Below are 14892 nucleotides of genomic sequence, written 5' to 3' on the forward strand. Positions count from 1 at the left end.
GTGGCTGCGCCGGCTCTACACAGCACCCGGAACGGGCGAGCTGCTGAGCATGGACTCCAAAGCCCGGCTCTTCCCACCACGACTCAGACGCTTCATTGAAACCCGGGACGATACCTGCCGCACCCCGTACTGCGACGCGCCCATCCGCCACATCGACCACATCATCCCCTGGCACACAGGCGGGGTTACCACCCTGACCAACGGCGCCGGCCTCTGCGAAGCCTGCAACCACACCAAAGAAAACCCCGGCTGGACCGCGAAACCGCTCCACGAGGACAACCACACACTCCACATCCGCACACCCACCGGCCACACTTACACATCCAAAGCCCCACCCCTGCCGGGAAAAGATCGTCCAGCGGCTGAGGAGGAAGTCGTACGGCTGGCGAGTGCTACGCGCTTGGGTCGAGCTACCGCCCTGGATGGTGCCGTGGCCCTGGATCGTGCCGTGGGCTTTGATCTAGCCGTGGGGCGGGATCTCAGTAGAGGCCAAGTGGGTGAATCGAGCGATGTTGGTGAGGCGCTTGCTTCGCCAACCACACAGATCAGGCCGCAGCCCGATTCTGATCCTCCTCCGATGGAACGGCAGAACCTTGCCCTCGTGTAGATCCCAGGGCACGAGCCCTCGTGTAGATCCAGAGCGCGAGCCTTCGCGTAGATACCAAGGCACGAGCTCTCGTGTAGATCCAGACCATGAGGGTCGTGGCCAAGCGTTGGGTGCCCGCTGGCCGTGGCGTCAGAGATGCGGGTCGGCACCTACCTAGACGAGTGTGGGCAGGGTGAGAATCTCGGCGCCGTCGTGGGTGATGGCGATGGTGTGCTCGCTGTGGGCTGTCCGGCAACCTGTCACGCTTCGGAGTGTCCATCCGTCGGCATCGGTCACCAGTTCGGCGGTGTCGGCCATGACCCAGGGCTCCAGTGCCAGCAGCAATCCGGGGCGCAGTTTGTAGCCGCGGCCGGGCCGTCCCATGTTAGGTACGTGGGGATCCTGGTGCATGGTGGAGCCGATGCCGTGTCCGCCGAACTCGGTGTTGACGGGGTATCGCGCCTCACTCAGGACTGAGCCGATGGCGTAGGAGAGGTCTCCGATCCGGGCGCCGGGCCGGGCAGCTGCGATTCCTGCGCGCAGGGCGCGTTCCGTCACGTCGATCATTGCTACGCTCTCGGCCGGCCTTGTTTCGCCCACGATGAAGCTGATGGCCGAGTCGGCTGCGACTCCTCGGAGGGAGACTGCGAGGTCGAGTGTCAGCAGATCGCCGTCGGCCAGCGTGTAGTCGCGGGGCAGTCCGTGCAGCACAGCATCGTTGACGCCTGTGCAGATGTAGTGGCCAAACGGTCCACGGCCGAAGGAGGGGGCGTAGTCGACATAACAGGACACTGCTCCCGCTTCGAGGATCATGGACTTTGCCCACTGGTCGATGTCCAGGAGGTTTGTGCCCACGGTGGTGCGGCCCTTCAGTGTGTGCAAAATGTTGGCGACCAGGGCCCCCGCTTCCTTCGCGCGGACCAGCTCGGCGGGGCTCAGGATCTCGATCATGCGGCACCTTTCTCTCATGTATGACCAATAACTATCCCGGCCATATTATCCCGGTATTACAATTGGAGCCATGGTCAGGCTGCCGCTTACTCCCGCAGAGGCCGAGCGTGGACAACGCCTCGGTGCTCTTTTGCGCCGCGCCAGGGGTGAGCGCTCCATGTTGGAGACTGCCTTGGATGCCCGCGTCTCGCCGGAAACTCTCCGGAAAATCGAGTCCGGCCGTGTGGCGACCCCCGCTTTTCCCACCGTTGCCGCGATCGCCGATGTCCTGGGTCTCTCCCTTGATGAGGTGTGGGCCGAGATCAACCAACCTGAGCTGGACGCGGGAACAGCGCGGCGCAGTGCGCGTGAATGGCTGGCCTCCTAAGCTTCACGCTTGGGCCTGGCCCGGACATGGAGTCGCTCGCCTTGCTGGCCAAAAAGGGTAAGGAGCTCCACTGGCTCTGCCGTGGCGCTGGCAAACCAGTGCGGCGTCCGGGTATCGAATTCCGCCACCTCGCCCGGTTTGAGGATGAAGTCGTTCTCGCCCAGCACCAGGCGCAGCTTCCCGTTGAGGATATACATCCAGTCGTACCCCTCGTGCGACTGGGGCTGTGGGATCTCTTTGCCTGTGCCACTCTTCAGGACCATCTTGAATGCCTGTATTCCGCCGGGCCGGCGCGTAAGGGGGAGGGCGGTACCCCACTCGTGAACGTGCGGCTTGAGGTGGATGCGGGGATCGCCGGTCGCCGGAGCATCGATGAGTTCCTCGAGCGGGACTTGGTGGAGCCGCGCGATCGGGAGCAGGAGTTCCAGCGTGGGTTTGCGCTGCCCTGACTCCAGTCTGGACAGTGTGCTGACCGAAATCCCCGTTGCTTCGGACGCTTCCGCGAGCGTTAAAGTGCGTTGAGTCCGCATCGCGCGCAAGCGGGGACCTACGGCGTCGAGCATGGTGCTGAAATCTGTAGCCATCCGCCCAGTTTGCCATACCGGCAAATTTTCTTGCTGATGAAGCTGGTGGTGTCCAACCATGGAAGAAGCGGCGGACCGCCGCTGGAGACCTATGGAGGCACAGTGACTGAACAGGGCAATACCCGGATGGCAAAGGAATACGACGCCGTTATCGTCGGAGGTGGCGCCGCTGGGTTAAGTGCAGCGGTTACGCTGGGGCGGGCCATGCGTTCCGTTCTGGTGATCGACGCCGGCGAACCTCGGAATGCGCCAGCGGCAGGGGTGCACGGCTTCCTGTCCCGGGAGGGAATCAATCCCAGGGAACTGCTGGCACTCGGACGCACGGAGGCTCGTCAGTACGGTGCGGACATTGTGGACGGCGTGGCCGTTGGGGCACGTTCGACGGCGGCACCAATGTTTGGCTCGGAACCTTCCTTCGAGGTGGACTTGGCAGATGGGACGACCGTAGTTGCGCGCCGTCTACTGGTCACCACAGGGCTGGTGGACAAACTGCCCGACGTGGAAGGTCTTCGCGAACGCTGGGGCCGCGACGTTCTGCACTGCCCGTATTGCCACGGGTGGGAAGTCCGGAACAAGGCAATCGGAATCCTGGGATCGGTTCCGATGGCGCTGCACCAAACGCTGCTGTTCCGCCAGTGGAGCCCTGACATCACCCTGTTCCTGAACGATGTTGTGGAGCCGACTGAAGAAGAATGGGAACAACTGGCTGCCCGTTCCATCACCGTGGTGGACGGCAAAGTGTTGTCCTTGGAGGTGACTGACGACGCGTTGAGCGGAGTTGTCCTGGAATCCGGGAAGGTCATTCCCGTGGAAGCTGTCGTAGCCGGGCCTCGAATGGAGGCACGGTCCGCTGTGCTGGAATCGCTGGGGGTTCCCACAGCGGAACACCCAATGGGCGTTGGGCACCACGTCGTTGTGAATCCCCAAGGCGGGGCGACGTCCGTACCGGGTGTCTATGCTGCGGGGAATGTCACCGACCTCACGGGTCAAGTGATGGCCTCTGCTGCATCAGGTGTCATGGCGGGAGCGGTTATCAATGCCGATCTCATGACCGAGGAGACAAGGCTGGCTGTTGAGGCAGCGCGGCTGTCAGCCGTATCACGATGAGGGCCCGCTGGACCGCAGCTCCGCGTTCTGCGTGAACACCCGGTCTGCAGTCCAGCTGGCCAGGAATGCCAGCTGTTCCTCGGCGTGGCTTCCAGGCTCGGCTGTGTAGGCAATGACGGTGAGGCCTTCCCCGGGGAGCTCCAGGGCGTCACCCGTCAGCTCGATCTCGCCTACCAGCGGGTTTCGTAAGGTTTTTCGGGCTGTTCTGTGGAAGTGAACGTTGTGACGTGCCCAACGGGTGGAGAACTCGGTGCTGCCGGCTGCGAGGTCGCCGATCAGTCCGTTCAGGTACCGGTCGCGGGGCCGGCGGCCTGACTCCACGCGGAGGGCGGCGGCAAAGTCGTCGGCGATAGCTTCCCATTCCACAAAGAAATCCTTGGAACGCGGGTCCAGGAACATGAATCGAGCCAAATTCAGCGGCATGGTGGTGGGGCTGAGGATACCGGTGTACAGGGCCAAGCAGAGGTTGTTCGCCGCAACGATTTCCATCTTGGCGTTCCGGACGTAGGCCGGAGTGCTGGTCATTCCGGCCAGTATCCGCTCGATACTGGGCCGAACCACGGCTCGAGGCGTGCGCCCGCCCGATGGCCGCGACGGTGCGGCTGCCTTGGCGAGGTCCAACAAATGGGCCCGTTCTGCCTCGTCGAGCTGCAAGGCACGGGCCAACGAATCAAGGACAGAGTCTGAAACTCCGCGAAGGTTGCCACGTTCGAGGCGGGCATAATATTCGGTGCTCACCCCACTCAGCATCGCAACTTCCTCGCGCTTGAGCCCGGCCACCCGGCGTGTACCGCTGAAGGCATTCAGCCCGGCCTGCGCGGGAGTGATCCGCGCCCTCCGGCTCATGAGGAAATCGCGGACGTCTTTGTTGTTGTCCATGGGTCTACGCTACGACGCCCGGCAAGGCTCTAACAGGAACTGCCAGTACACCTCACAGCAGGCACTCCCACGCGCGCCCGAAGGCTGGTTGTGTTGAATGCATGGAACTCGTACCAGTTGCCCCCACAGCCATGGCCCCGACGGAACGATTCACGGGCCGCGTCTATGTGAGTCCTCTTCATTCAGGCGAATCGCCCTCCAGCCTGGTCTCCGCGCTGGTGCACTTCACGCCCGGCGCCCGCACCAACTGGCATTCGCACCCTGTGGGTCAAACCCTGCACTGCACCCAGGGCTCCGGAGTGGTGGTGACCCGGGATGGCGCGGTGATCGCGATGCGCCCCGGAGACACGGTCCACACACCGGCAGGGGAGGAGCACTGGCATGGCGCATTACCGGACAGCCTGATGTCCCATCTAGCTCTGGTGGAACACCTGAACGGTGAGAGTGCCACGTGGTTGGAGCCTGTCAGCGACGTCGAGTACACCACAGCAACTTCACAAGCCGTCGTCTAAAGCCAGTCCGCCAAAGCCAGCCCTCCAAAACCAGTCCTCTACAGCAAACAAACCTCCGAAGGAAAACCCATGCACAACGTCACCCTGAACAACGGCGTCGAGATGCCCATCCTGGGATTTGGCGTCTTCCAGATCCCCGATGAAGAGACGCAGGCAGCCGTCGAAGCTGCGCTCGCGGCAGGATATCGCCACCTGGATACTGCCGCTTCCTATGGCAACGAGGCGGCGGTCGGCGCAGCGATCAAAGCCAGCGGAATACCACGCGGGGAACTCTTCGTCACCACCAAGCTCTGGATCCAGCACGCACCCACGGGCAACGTCCAGGAGGACACCAGGCGCGCTTTCGACAACTCGCTCCACCGGCTTGGAATGGACTACCTGGACCTGTACCTGATCCACCAGCCGCTGGGCGACTACTACAGCGAGTGGAGGGCCATGCAGGAGATCAACAAGGAAGGCCGGGCCCGGGCAATCGGCGTTTCCAATTTCCACCCGGACCGTTTGGTTGACCTCATCGACCACAACGAGATCGTCCCCGCGGTCAACCAGATCGAAACGCACCCCTTCCACCAGCGCGCTTCCGATCAAAACCTCATGATGGAACGTGGCGTCCAGATCGAATCCTGGGGACCGTTCGCTGAAGGCCGCAACAACCTCTTCACCGACCCGGTCCTCAGTGCCATCGCAGAGGAACACGGTAAGTCTGTGGCACAGGTGGTGCTCCGCTGGCTGATCCAACGGGACGTGGTTGTCATTCCAAAGTCCGTCCGGCCCGAGCGGATGGCGCAAAACCTGGACGTCTTCGATTTCACGTTGACTGAAGAACAAATGGGCCTGATCGCGGCCCTCGACACCGGCGCCAGCCTCTTCTTCGACCACCGGGATCCTGCGATGGTGAGCTGGTTGGGCGGGCGCAGGTACAGCTGACCAACCAGCAGGTACAGCTGACCAATTAACAGTCGACGTGGCGCCCAAAGGCGAGGACCATTAAGGGACAGCCCTTGAAGGAGGTTGGTATGTGCTACGCGTACTATGACGACTTTGAGCGGCGCACGAAGAAGGACTCCGCGCGCAAGCCCGAGACGCACACGTCTGATGCAAGCAAAGATGAAGCACCCGCAGGGAAGCGTCCGCAGACAGAAGGAACACTGTGGACTTTCCTGGCGCGTCGTCGCAGGGAATTTGAGGTTTCCGAACCGAAGATCGACCGCATCCGCGAGAAAGTCTAGGCACAACCCGGACTGGACCGACACCACGAAAGGCGCTGCATGTGCAGCGCCTTTCCCCGTTCCGAAAGAGGCTAGTGCAGCTCTGCCCGCAACGGGAACTTGGCTCCATCCAGGATCGCCTGGACGCAGACGCCGTCCACCGGGTTCAGCAGGATGGGTGCCATGAGATTAACCGTGGTTTTCTCCGGCGTCGGGTTGACCACCACCAACACCGTCACCTCCGAGACAGCGTCAAGGCCAAGCACTTCGAGCGCAGAGGCAGGAATGGTGGGCGCATAGTCAGGCACGTACACAGCTGCATTTGCCACGAACATACGTACACGCGGCTGGACAATCTCCAACGCATACAAACCTTCCGCGCCTGCGACCTCGCGCAGGGAGAAGCCCTCAGCGGACTCCAAACCGGGCATGGGTGAGGCAAACGTCAGGGTGTCGAACGCCAATGCCGTGCTCATCGAAGGAAGTCCATGAGCGTTGGCTGGAGCACCTTGGCCGTGACGGCAAGCGCCACCTGATAGTTGGTTTCCTGCAATTTCAAATCCATAACCGCCTTTCCCAGGTCCGTGTCCTCGACGCGGGCCCTCTGGGTTTCCAGCGTAGCCTTCATCCCTTCCAGCGAGTCTTGGGCCTGGCCCAGCCGGGTCTGCCGCATCCCGACGTCGGACCTGCCGTCGATCACTGCTTTGACGCGATCGCCGATCGCGGCCAGCCGCGCGCTGGGATCGGCGCCGGAGCGGATATCGGCGACGACGTCACTCACCAAAGCGAAGACGGAGCCGGCGCCGTCGCCAAAGATCGCGCCGCCGTCGGAATCCACCCGGACTGTCCGCGCCGAATCCACACGACGTTCCACCGAGCTGCCGCCCGACCCGAGGAAGGACGGGGGAGTGGTGTTGGTGAAGGCGCCCACCGTGTCCGAGCTGCCGGCGAAGACGTTGCGGCCCAGATACTGCGTGTTTGCCTGCGTGAGGAGGTCCTTGCCCAAGCCTTCGATCTCGACGGCGATCGCTTCCTTGGCGGTGCCGTTGAGCGTTCCGTTGGACGCTTGGACCACCAGGTCCCGCACGCGGTTGAGGATGTTGGTGGATTGCCCCAAAGCGGTGTCTGCGGCGGCCAGCCAACCGTTGCCGTCGCTGATGTTGGAGCCGTACTGCGTGGCGGCGCTCAGTTGTGCGCGCATGGCGATGGCTTGGGCCGCACCTGCGGGATCGTCCGATGGGCGGCTGATGTTCTTCAATGTCATGGCGCGTTCCTGCAGCTCGGCGAGCCGGGACTGTGCCGACTGGAGGTTCCTCTGCGCGGAAGCGGACATCATCTGGTTGGTGACGCGATTGAGCACGGCTTACCTTCCCACCAATCCGGTGCGGTTAATCAGGACATCCAGGGCCTCGTCGATGGCCGTCATGACGCGGGCCGCCGCTTGGTAGGCATGCTGGCTGGCGAGCAAAGCAACGTTTTCTTCGTCCAGGCTGACGGACGCACCTGAGGAACGCTGCCCGACGGCGGCGACGCTCGCCGCGTCCGACAACTGGGAGTGCTGCTGGGCTGACCGGGACGCCATACCAATACCGGCTACCACCCCTCCCCAGAACGTGTCAGGGGCGCCCGGGCCGGAACCGATCTGGGCTAGGGCGTCTGCAATGCTGCCGTCCAGGGGCCCTGAACCGGCGGCGCCTGTGGCGATTCCGGCGGCGCTGGTGGGAACCACGCGGAGCGAAAGCGCTACGGGGACTCCGGGCGTGCTGGTGAAGAAATCCAGGTTACCCACTCCACTGGAGGACTGCCCCGTGCGGTGGACGGCATTGACGTCATTCATCAGTTGAGTGGCAAAGGCGTTGTACGCGGCTGCTGCTTCAGCGATGGCTCCGCCCGTTCCTGCTCCCTTGCTTCCGGCGGCCGCGGGGGCCAGGAGCGACACCGCTCCGGCGAGTTGTCCGCCGTCGAGGTTTACTGCGACGCCCGGGCAGTCCGCCCACTCCAGCTGTACCGGCTGCCCGGCCGTACTCATGGAGGTTTGGCCCGCCAGTTTCAGTTCCCGGTGCGAGGTCCCGGAGACCAAGGCGTTTCCCCCGACCAGCACGTCAGCGGTGCCGTCGGCGTTTTCGCGGACAGTTCCACCAGCCAATGCTGCGATGGCCTCGGTCATCTGGTTCCTGGTGTCGATGAGTTCGTTGGCGGAGCCACCGGAAGCCAGCACGGAACGGATGGTTGCGTTGAGGTCCGCAACACGACCGGCCACGGCGTTGAGCTCATCGACGGTGGCTGACGCCTCACCCCGGACGCGGGACCACTGCGCATCCAAGGCCTTATAGCCCGCGGACACAGTTGCGCTGAGCGTGGTGGCCGCTTCCAGCAGGACCGACGCCGGAGCGGATTCGCCCGGGTGGTTGGAGACTCCCTGCCATGACGCCCAAAAGGTTTGCAACGCCGTCGAAATTCCGTGTGGCCCGGGTTCCTGCAGGGCATCCTCAAGTCGTTGCAATTCGGTGGACCGGATCCCTGCGAAGCCGGACTGGGCCGCAGTGTTGCGGACCCCGGCGTCGAGGAAACTGCTGCCCAGCCGCGCGATCCCGTCAATGGAGACGCCCTGACCGGCTTGACCGGCGGCCGGGTTGAGGCCCACCGGACGGGGCGCGCCGATGGCAGACTGCTCCAGCCGTTGCCGGGTGTAGCCGGCGGTGGTGGCGTTGGCGATGTTTTGCCCGGCCAGGTTAATGGCTTGCTGGGCTGCGGTGAGTCCACGGTAAGCCGTGTTGAGTCCGCCGAAAGTGCTCACGTAAATGTCCTTTGCTGGTCCAACCGCCGGGTCAGAATTGCCGGTCGACGAGGTGGGCGGCCGACGATTCCCCGGTCCGGCCATGGGAGTCGTACGTGCCGGCTGCTGGCTTCAGGTCGGCGAGGGTTTCCTGGGTGGAGCGGACTGCTGCGCGCAGGAATTGCTCGTTGGCATCGCGAAGTTCCTTGATGGCTGCGGTCTGCTGACGCATGGCCGACACGTGGGACGAAAGGACCTCAGCCCAGGCAGGATCCGGTGCGGCCGCGGCCAGCTCAGCCAGTGAGGAGTCCGCCGAGACGCCCCACTGATCCGCCACTGCCGCGATCTCGACGGCACGGGCGAGCCCGGCTTTGGACACCCGGTCCAGGACCTGTTCCACTTCCCGGGTACCGTGCGGCAACCATCGGGACTTGCCGGCGGTCAACAGCAGTTGCTCTTCTTCGAGCTTGAAGGTCAGGAGATCAAGAAGTTCGCGCTCGCGCCACAGCAGGGCTGACAGTTCATGGATGGCCACGGGGGTCAACTCCAGTTCTGGTCGGAATGGGTGCGGTTGTGATGGCGTACCTCCCGCCAACTCCCCTTTAGCTATCGGCCGTTCGTGGTCCGTCGTTAGGCGGCATGGCCCCGTAAAGCGCGGATTCTTTTCCTTTGAATTTTTCCTAACGGGTCCGCAGGGGGCCGTCGATAGTGGGGTATGGCGGCCCACGGATGGGCTGCCGCACAGTAAGTCCACATCACGGAGGAAATTTTCATGGGCATGCAGATCAACAACAACCTGATGGCGAACAACGCGTACCGCAACCTGAACGCCACGCAGGACACCCTGTCCAAGTCGATGGAGAAGCTCTCCAGCGGCCTGCGCATCAACCGTGCTGCAGACGACGCAGCCGGCCTTGCCATCTCGGAAGGCCTCAAGTCCCAGGTGAGCGGCTCCGCGGTTGCCGCACGCAACGCCCAGGACGGCATCAGCCTCATCCAGACCACTGAAGGTGCCCTCGGCGAGGTTCACTCCGTACTGCAGCGCATGCGCGACCTCGCAGTCCAGGGTGCATCCGACACCAACAACACGGCAGCACGTGACGCGATCAAGGATGAAGCCGATTCGCTGGGCAAGGAGCTGGACCGCATCACGCAGTCCACCAACTTCAACGGCATCGACCTGCTCAAGGGTGGTTCCAAGAACATCCAGGTTGGCACCGCTGGTACGGCCAACGACACCATCGCCGTGAACCTCGGCGACGTCGCAACGGCTGCCGGCACCCTGTCCTCGGCCACCGGCGCCACGGGCTTCGACGTGACCACCAACGCCGCTGCGCAGACCACCATCACTGCTATCGACGCTGCGATCACGGCTGTGTCGGCACAGCGTTCGGACCTTGGCGCAAACCAGAACCGTCTGGACCACGCGATCAAGACGCTGAACGTCTCAGGTGAAAACCTGCAGGCAGCCCAGTCCCGCATCGCGGACACGGACATGGCAGCTGAAATGGTCAAGTACACCAAGGCCAACATCCTGTCCCAGGCCGGTACGGCAATGCTGGCACAGGCCAACCAGTCCGGCCAGGGCGTTCTGTCCCTCCTGCGCTAAGCCTTCACAGCAATTAACCGCATGAGTTGACTGACCGCATTAATCGACGACGGCCGGCCGGGCCCCATAAAACCGGCCGGCCGGCGTCGGACATTTTCGTAGTACACATCATCCGGAAGGGACACCCGTGGCAACTGCCATCGACGGCCTCGCCAGCGGCCTGAACACCACCGCGATCATCAACTCGCTGATGTCCGTCGAAGCCCTGCCGCAAACCCAGCTCAAGACCAAGCTGGCGTCCAACCAGACCATCATTTCCACGCTGCAGTCCTTCAACACAAAGCTCACCGCATTGAAGGACCTGGCCTCCGGCAACGCCGCCGCAGGCGCCCTGAACCTCTTCACGGCCACCAGCAGCTCACCCTCCATCACAGCGAAAACCACGACGACGGCCGCTGCCGGATCGATCGAGTTGACCGTTACGCAGCTGGCCCAGACCCAGGTCAACGTCACGGCGGCAATGTCCTCCTGGCCTACGGATGGCGGCGGCGCCCCCGCCCGGCTCGCGATTGTCGATTCCACGGGTAAGAAGACCGAAATTGCGCCAGCGAGCACTTCCTTGGATGACGTGGTCTCGGCAATCAACGCCGCGTCCGGCGGGGCCCAAGCCGTCAAAGTCCCCGCAGGCAACGGCTCGTACCGCCTGCAACTGACGGCCACCGCCCCCGGCGAGGCTGGTGCTTTCACCGTTTACCGGGGAACCGCCGCCCAAGTCACCGAAGGCACTGCGGAGGATCTGATGGCGGACCCGGGCGCCGCCGTCGTGAAGTCCGCCCAGGACGCCAAAGCCACACTGTATGCAGGGACGCCGGCCGCCCAGGTACTGACGTCAGGGACCAACACCTTCGCGGACGTGCTCCCGGGCGTATCAGTGACGGCTACGGCCGTATCCGCCGGCCCGGTGACCATCACGGTGGCAAGCGACGTCCCCGGCATTACCAAGAAGGCCGAAGACCTGGTCAAGTCCGTCAACGACGTCCTGGGTTTCATTGCCATCTACACGGCAGTGTCCAAGACCACCGACGCCAAGGGCGCCACCGTGCCCAAGGCGGGTATCTTCACGGGCAACAGCACCGTTCGCGCCGTCAACGATCAAGTTCTTGCCGCGTTGTCGCGTCCCATCAACGGGAAATCGCCCGCCGAGTACGGAATCAATATCACCAAAGCGGGCGACTTCACTTTCGACGCGGAGAAGTTCTCCAAAGCCCTCGCCGCGGACCCGGCCGCCGCCCAGGCTGCCGTGCAAGGGCTCGCCACCCGTGTTGCGGACGCCGCCAAGGCCGCCGCCGACCCCTACAGCGGGTCCGTCTCCGGGCTGATCAAGGGCCGCGAATCCGAGGTCCGGGACCTGGGTAACAGGATCGCCGACTGGGACCAGCGCCTGGTGACCCGCCGCGCCACCCTCCAGGCCGTGTACACCAACATGGAAGTGATGCTGGGTGGGCTCCAATCCCAGTCGGCGTGGCTGTCCGGTCAGATTTCCAGTCTCTCGAAGCAGTCCACAGGAGAATAAGCCATGACCTACAGTGCACTCCGCGCGCAGCAACTCTCCCGGTACAACGATGACGCCGTCCTGTCTGCTCCTCCGGCGCGGCTGCTCACCATGCTGTACGACCGGCTCCTGCTGGACCTCAAACGCGCCCAGCTGGCGCAGGATGACGGCAACTGGGACGTTGCGCGGGAAAACTTGTTGCACGCCCAAGCGATCGTCGCCGAGCTGCGGTCCACGTTGCGGACCGATGCCTGGGACGGGGCGGCCTCACTGGCGAGCATCTACGACTACTCCATGGAAGCCCTGATTGGTGCCAACATCTACCGCGATGTGGAGCGGACCAAGGAATGCATCGAGCTCCTTGAACCACTGCGGCAGGGCTGGCATGAGGCCGCAGCACAGTTGCCGGCCGATGCGCCTGCCGCTGCTGTTCCTGCTTCCGTTCCTGTTGCCAGCGGCAGGGCCCTCGGTGTCGCCTGACACGTGGTCCGCAATATTGGACGGCTTTGAACGGGACATCGCCTTGGCCGTTTCCGGTGGCATCGTCCCGCTGTGGACGCCTCCTGTGGACGCTGGCCCGCTGCCTGCGGCGCTGGCCGACCGTGCCCGGCGCGTTCTGGACGCCCAGGCGGATGCCGTGGCCATCCTTAAACGCGCAAGGCACGACGCCGGCACGCAGCTTGGTGCCATCGACGCCGTGCCGTCGGGCGCGGCTTCGGACCGGCCGCTGTTGCTGGACGTACGCGGTTAGCTCGTGCCAGTGCTCCCGAGGAATTCCCGCGCTGCCGTCACCAACGCTTCCGATCCTTTGGCCAGGGTGGGCCGGATGACCGGAGCGAAGTAGGGCGAGTGGTTGGAGGGGATGTCCTCCGGGAGCCGGCCGGTGGTGGCCCACTCCTGGAAGAGGGCAGGATCAGCCCCACCCAGGAACCAGAAGACCAAGGGAGCGCCGGCCGCCGTGGCCAGGGCTCCGACGTCCTCGCTGCCGGAGACGGGGCCCGGATCGATCACTTGGTTGTGGCCAAACTTGGCCTTGAATGCTGCGGCAATCCTGTCGGCAGCCGGGGCGTCGTTGACTGTCAGCGGGAAATGCTCCTCGTAGTGGAACTCCGGTTCTTTGGGTGCTCCTGAGGCGGTCGCTTCGCTCTGGACGATCCGTTCGATGGAGCCAAGGATCTTGTCCCGGGTGGCATTGTTGAAGGAACGCACGCTGAGTCCCAGCGTCGCCGTTTCCGGGATGATGTTGTTCTTGGTCCCGGAATGGATTTGCCCAACGGTCACCACGGCGGCATCACTGGCTGCGAGTTCACGGGAAACGATGCCCTGCAAACGAACAGTGGCTGCCGCGGCCATGAGCACAGGATCCACGGTGGTTTCGGGCCGGGACCCGTGGCCGCCTTGGCCGTGCAAGGTGATGTTCAGGGAATCTGCCGATGCCATGGTGACACCGGAGCGGACGCCAAACCATCCGGCGGGGAAGGGTGCCACGTGCTGCCCCAGGACGACGTCTGGTGTGGGCACCCGGTCATAAAGACCGTCGGAGACCATGGTTTGCGCGCCGCCACCCCATTCTTCAGCCGGCTGGAAGACGGCGATCAGGGTGCCCTGCCACTCGTTGCGTTGGGTGGCCAGCGTTTCGACTGCGCCAACCAGGCACGTCACATGGACGTCGTGCCCGCAAGCGTGCATCACCGGAACGTCCTTGCCGTCATGATCGACGCCGACAGCCGTGCTGGCGTAGTCCAGGCCCGTTGATTCCTTGACGGGCAAGGCATCCATGTCAGCGCGGAGCATGACCACCGGACCAGGGCCGTTTTCCAGGACACCCACCACTCCGGTCTTTCCCACACTGCGGTGCACGGCGAAGCCCAGGTTCTCAAGGTGTCCCGCGGCGATCCCGGCGGTCCGGACTTCCTGGAAGGAGAGCTCAGGGTTCGTGTGCAGGTCCTTGTAAAGCTCTTCGAGGTCAATGGTCATGGGTTTGCCCTTTTCTTTCGACACCGTAGGTCTGGCCAGTGTATCCACACGAAAATCTGCTGTATCCACACGAAAATCTGCGCGGCCTGGGAATCCCGGGCACACTGGGTGGCATGAACGATGCGGGGAAGGTTTCTACGCAGGGATCCACAGTTACTACGCAAGGATCCACGGTTTCTACGCAAGGATCCACAGTTGAGGAGTGGACGCGGGCCCTAGCCGAATCCACTGGGTCCCCGGGCGGCGGTGCGGGGACAGGGGTGATGCTGGCCATCGCCGCGTCCCTGACGTCCATGGTGGCGGGGTACACAGAGGGTGACCAGGCCGGGTTGGCAGACGTTCACGCACGGGCGCGGGCGCTGCGCGAAACTGCGCTCACATTGGCTGACCAGGACGCCGAGGCCTCCACAGCATTCGGTGCCGCCTTTCGGCTTGATCCGGGGCCCGAGCGGGACGACGCGATTCATCGTGCATCCGTTGCCGCCGCGAAGGCCTCCGCCGTGCTGGGCGAGCGGGCGATCGAAGCCATAAAGGACCTGGCGTGGCTTGCCTCCCATGGCAACCCGGCGCTGATTGCGGACGTGGTGGTGGCTTGTGGAGCATTGCGGGCAGCGATAGCCGGGGCCCGCACCAATGTCAGTTTCGACCTCTCATCGCTCACGTCTGCCGGCGCCGACCTGGAGGAGGTCCGGAAAGACCACCCGCATCTGTGGGACACCGTCAGCCGGCTGAGCAACGCCCTGGACCGGATCGACGAGCTGACGGCAAGCGTGGACCACAAGGCTGCGCCGACGGACGGCTTGTGAGGCCTGGTATGCGTGCCAATTCCCCGGGAAAGGGCGCA

At 63.9% G+C, this 14892-nt stretch carries 19 protein-coding genes; 11 read left to right on the forward strand and 8 right to left on the reverse strand.

Features of this window, described 5'->3' with window-relative positions:
• A partial coding sequence (locus BLW08_RS24050; protein ID WP_254779603.1) for an HNH endonuclease occupies positions 1 to 607 on the forward strand: 607 nt, incomplete at its 5' end.
• A gap of 153 nt (positions 608 to 760) precedes the next feature.
• Here the strand turns inward: BLW08_RS24050 and map are convergent.
• Positions 761 to 1537, reverse strand: coding sequence for a type I methionyl aminopeptidase (gene map / locus BLW08_RS00010; RefSeq protein WP_091322639.1), 777 nt, complete (start codon positions 1535 to 1537; stop codon positions 761 to 763).
• A 70-nt stretch (positions 1538 to 1607) separates the two neighbouring features.
• Here map and BLW08_RS00015 point away from each other — a divergent pair, with 70 nt between their 5' ends.
• On the forward strand, positions 1608 to 1904 hold the full coding sequence (locus BLW08_RS00015; protein WP_090820558.1) for a helix-turn-helix domain-containing protein: 297 nt from the start codon (positions 1608 to 1610) through the stop codon (positions 1902 to 1904).
• On the opposite strand, the gene BLW08_RS00020 is transcribed toward BLW08_RS00015, so the two are convergent.
• Positions 1901 to 2488: a helix-turn-helix domain-containing protein gene (locus tag BLW08_RS00020; RefSeq protein ID WP_091322642.1), complete on the reverse strand. Its 588-nt coding sequence runs from the start codon at positions 2486 to 2488 to the stop codon at positions 1901 to 1903. The genes BLW08_RS00015 and BLW08_RS00020 overlap by 4 nt on opposite strands.
• Before the next feature lie 126 nt (positions 2489 to 2614).
• Between BLW08_RS00020 and BLW08_RS00025 the strand changes: the two genes are divergently transcribed.
• Positions 2615 to 3595 carry an NAD(P)/FAD-dependent oxidoreductase gene (locus tag BLW08_RS00025; protein WP_091323267.1) on the forward strand — a complete coding sequence of 327 codons (981 nt, stop codon included), beginning with the start codon at positions 2615 to 2617 and terminating at the stop codon, positions 3593 to 3595.
• Here BLW08_RS00025 and BLW08_RS00030 read toward each other — a convergent pair.
• Positions 3587 to 4474 carry a helix-turn-helix transcriptional regulator gene (locus BLW08_RS00030; RefSeq protein WP_091322644.1) on the reverse strand — a complete coding sequence of 296 codons (888 nt, stop codon included), beginning with the start codon at positions 4472 to 4474 and terminating at the stop codon, positions 3587 to 3589. The two genes, BLW08_RS00025 and BLW08_RS00030, sit on opposite strands and share 9 nt — an antisense overlap.
• Positions 4475 to 4575: 101 nt before the next feature.
• Between BLW08_RS00030 and BLW08_RS00035 the strand changes: the two genes are divergently transcribed.
• The 3 genes from BLW08_RS00035 to BLW08_RS00045 all read left to right on the forward strand — a co-directional run bounded on the left by BLW08_RS00035 (position 4576) and on the right by BLW08_RS00045 (position 6215).
• A complete protein-coding gene (locus BLW08_RS00035; protein ID WP_091322645.1) occupies positions 4576 to 4986 on the forward strand; it encodes a (R)-mandelonitrile lyase in 411 nt (136 codons plus the stop codon).
• 69 nt (positions 4987 to 5055) lie between these two features.
• On the forward strand, positions 5056 to 5913 hold the full coding sequence (locus tag BLW08_RS00040) for an aldo/keto reductase (RefSeq protein WP_090820550.1): 858 nt from the start codon (positions 5056 to 5058) through the stop codon (positions 5911 to 5913).
• Between the two features lie 89 nt (positions 5914 to 6002).
• Entirely contained in the window at positions 6003 to 6215 is a 213-nt protein-coding gene (locus tag BLW08_RS00045) for a hypothetical protein (protein ID WP_090820548.1), read from the forward strand.
• Positions 6216 to 6286: 71 nt separating this feature from the next.
• Here BLW08_RS00045 and BLW08_RS00050 read toward each other — a convergent pair whose 3' ends face one another.
• Genes BLW08_RS00050 through BLW08_RS00065 form a run of 4 tightly spaced genes read right to left on the reverse strand, consistent with a single transcriptional unit; the run spans position 6287 to position 9505 of the window.
• Positions 6287 to 6670: a flagellar assembly protein FliW gene (locus BLW08_RS00050; protein ID WP_091322647.1), complete on the reverse strand. Its 384-nt coding sequence runs from the start codon at positions 6668 to 6670 to the stop codon at positions 6287 to 6289.
• On the reverse strand, positions 6667 to 7554 hold the full coding sequence (gene flgL, locus BLW08_RS00055) for a flagellar hook-associated protein FlgL (RefSeq protein WP_091322649.1): 888 nt from the start codon (positions 7552 to 7554) through the stop codon (positions 6667 to 6669). Before flgL ends, BLW08_RS00050 begins: the two co-directional genes overlap by 4 nt.
• A gap of 3 nt (positions 7555 to 7557) precedes the next feature.
• Positions 7558 to 8991, reverse strand: a complete 1434-nt coding sequence (gene flgK / locus BLW08_RS00060; RefSeq protein ID WP_091322651.1) for a flagellar hook-associated protein FlgK — start codon at positions 8989 to 8991, stop codon at positions 7558 to 7560.
• A 31-nt stretch (positions 8992 to 9022) separates the two neighbouring features.
• On the reverse strand, positions 9023 to 9505 hold the full coding sequence (locus tag BLW08_RS00065) for a flagellar protein FlgN (RefSeq protein WP_091322653.1): 483 nt from the start codon (positions 9503 to 9505) through the stop codon (positions 9023 to 9025).
• Positions 9506 to 9742: 237 nt separating this feature from the next.
• Between BLW08_RS00065 and BLW08_RS00070 the strand changes: the two genes are divergently transcribed.
• The 4 genes from BLW08_RS00070 to BLW08_RS00085 all read left to right on the forward strand — a co-directional run bounded on the left by BLW08_RS00070 (position 9743) and on the right by BLW08_RS00085 (position 12822).
• Positions 9743 to 10579, forward strand: a complete 837-nt coding sequence (locus BLW08_RS00070) for a flagellin N-terminal helical domain-containing protein (protein ID WP_254779604.1) — start codon at positions 9743 to 9745, stop codon at positions 10577 to 10579.
• 127 nt (positions 10580 to 10706) lie between these two features.
• A complete protein-coding gene (fliD, locus tag BLW08_RS00075) occupies positions 10707 to 12092 on the forward strand; it encodes a flagellar filament capping protein FliD (RefSeq protein WP_091322655.1) in 1386 nt (461 codons plus the stop codon).
• A gap of 3 nt (positions 12093 to 12095) precedes the next feature.
• A complete protein-coding gene (gene fliS / locus BLW08_RS00080) occupies positions 12096 to 12551 on the forward strand; it encodes a flagellar export chaperone FliS (RefSeq protein ID WP_091322657.1) in 456 nt (151 codons plus the stop codon).
• Positions 12541 to 12822: a hypothetical protein gene (locus BLW08_RS00085; RefSeq protein WP_091322659.1), complete on the forward strand. Its 282-nt coding sequence runs from the start codon at positions 12541 to 12543 to the stop codon at positions 12820 to 12822. Before fliS ends, BLW08_RS00085 begins: the two co-directional genes overlap by 11 nt.
• Here the strand turns inward: BLW08_RS00085 and BLW08_RS00090 are convergent.
• Positions 12819 to 14048 carry an amidohydrolase gene (locus tag BLW08_RS00090; RefSeq protein WP_091322660.1) on the reverse strand — a complete coding sequence of 410 codons (1230 nt, stop codon included), beginning with the start codon at positions 14046 to 14048 and terminating at the stop codon, positions 12819 to 12821. The genes BLW08_RS00085 and BLW08_RS00090 overlap by 4 nt on opposite strands.
• Positions 14049 to 14161: 113 nt before the next feature.
• Between BLW08_RS00090 and BLW08_RS00095 the strand changes: the two genes are divergently transcribed.
• Positions 14162 to 14854, forward strand: coding sequence for a cyclodeaminase/cyclohydrolase family protein (locus tag BLW08_RS00095; protein ID WP_091323270.1), 693 nt, complete (start codon positions 14162 to 14164; stop codon positions 14852 to 14854).
• Positions 14855 to 14892: the final 38 nt, after the last annotated feature.

Source organism: Arthrobacter sp. cf158, from assembly GCF_900106835.1.
In the GTDB taxonomy this organism is placed as follows: Bacteria; Actinomycetota; Actinomycetes; order Actinomycetales; family Micrococcaceae; genus Arthrobacter.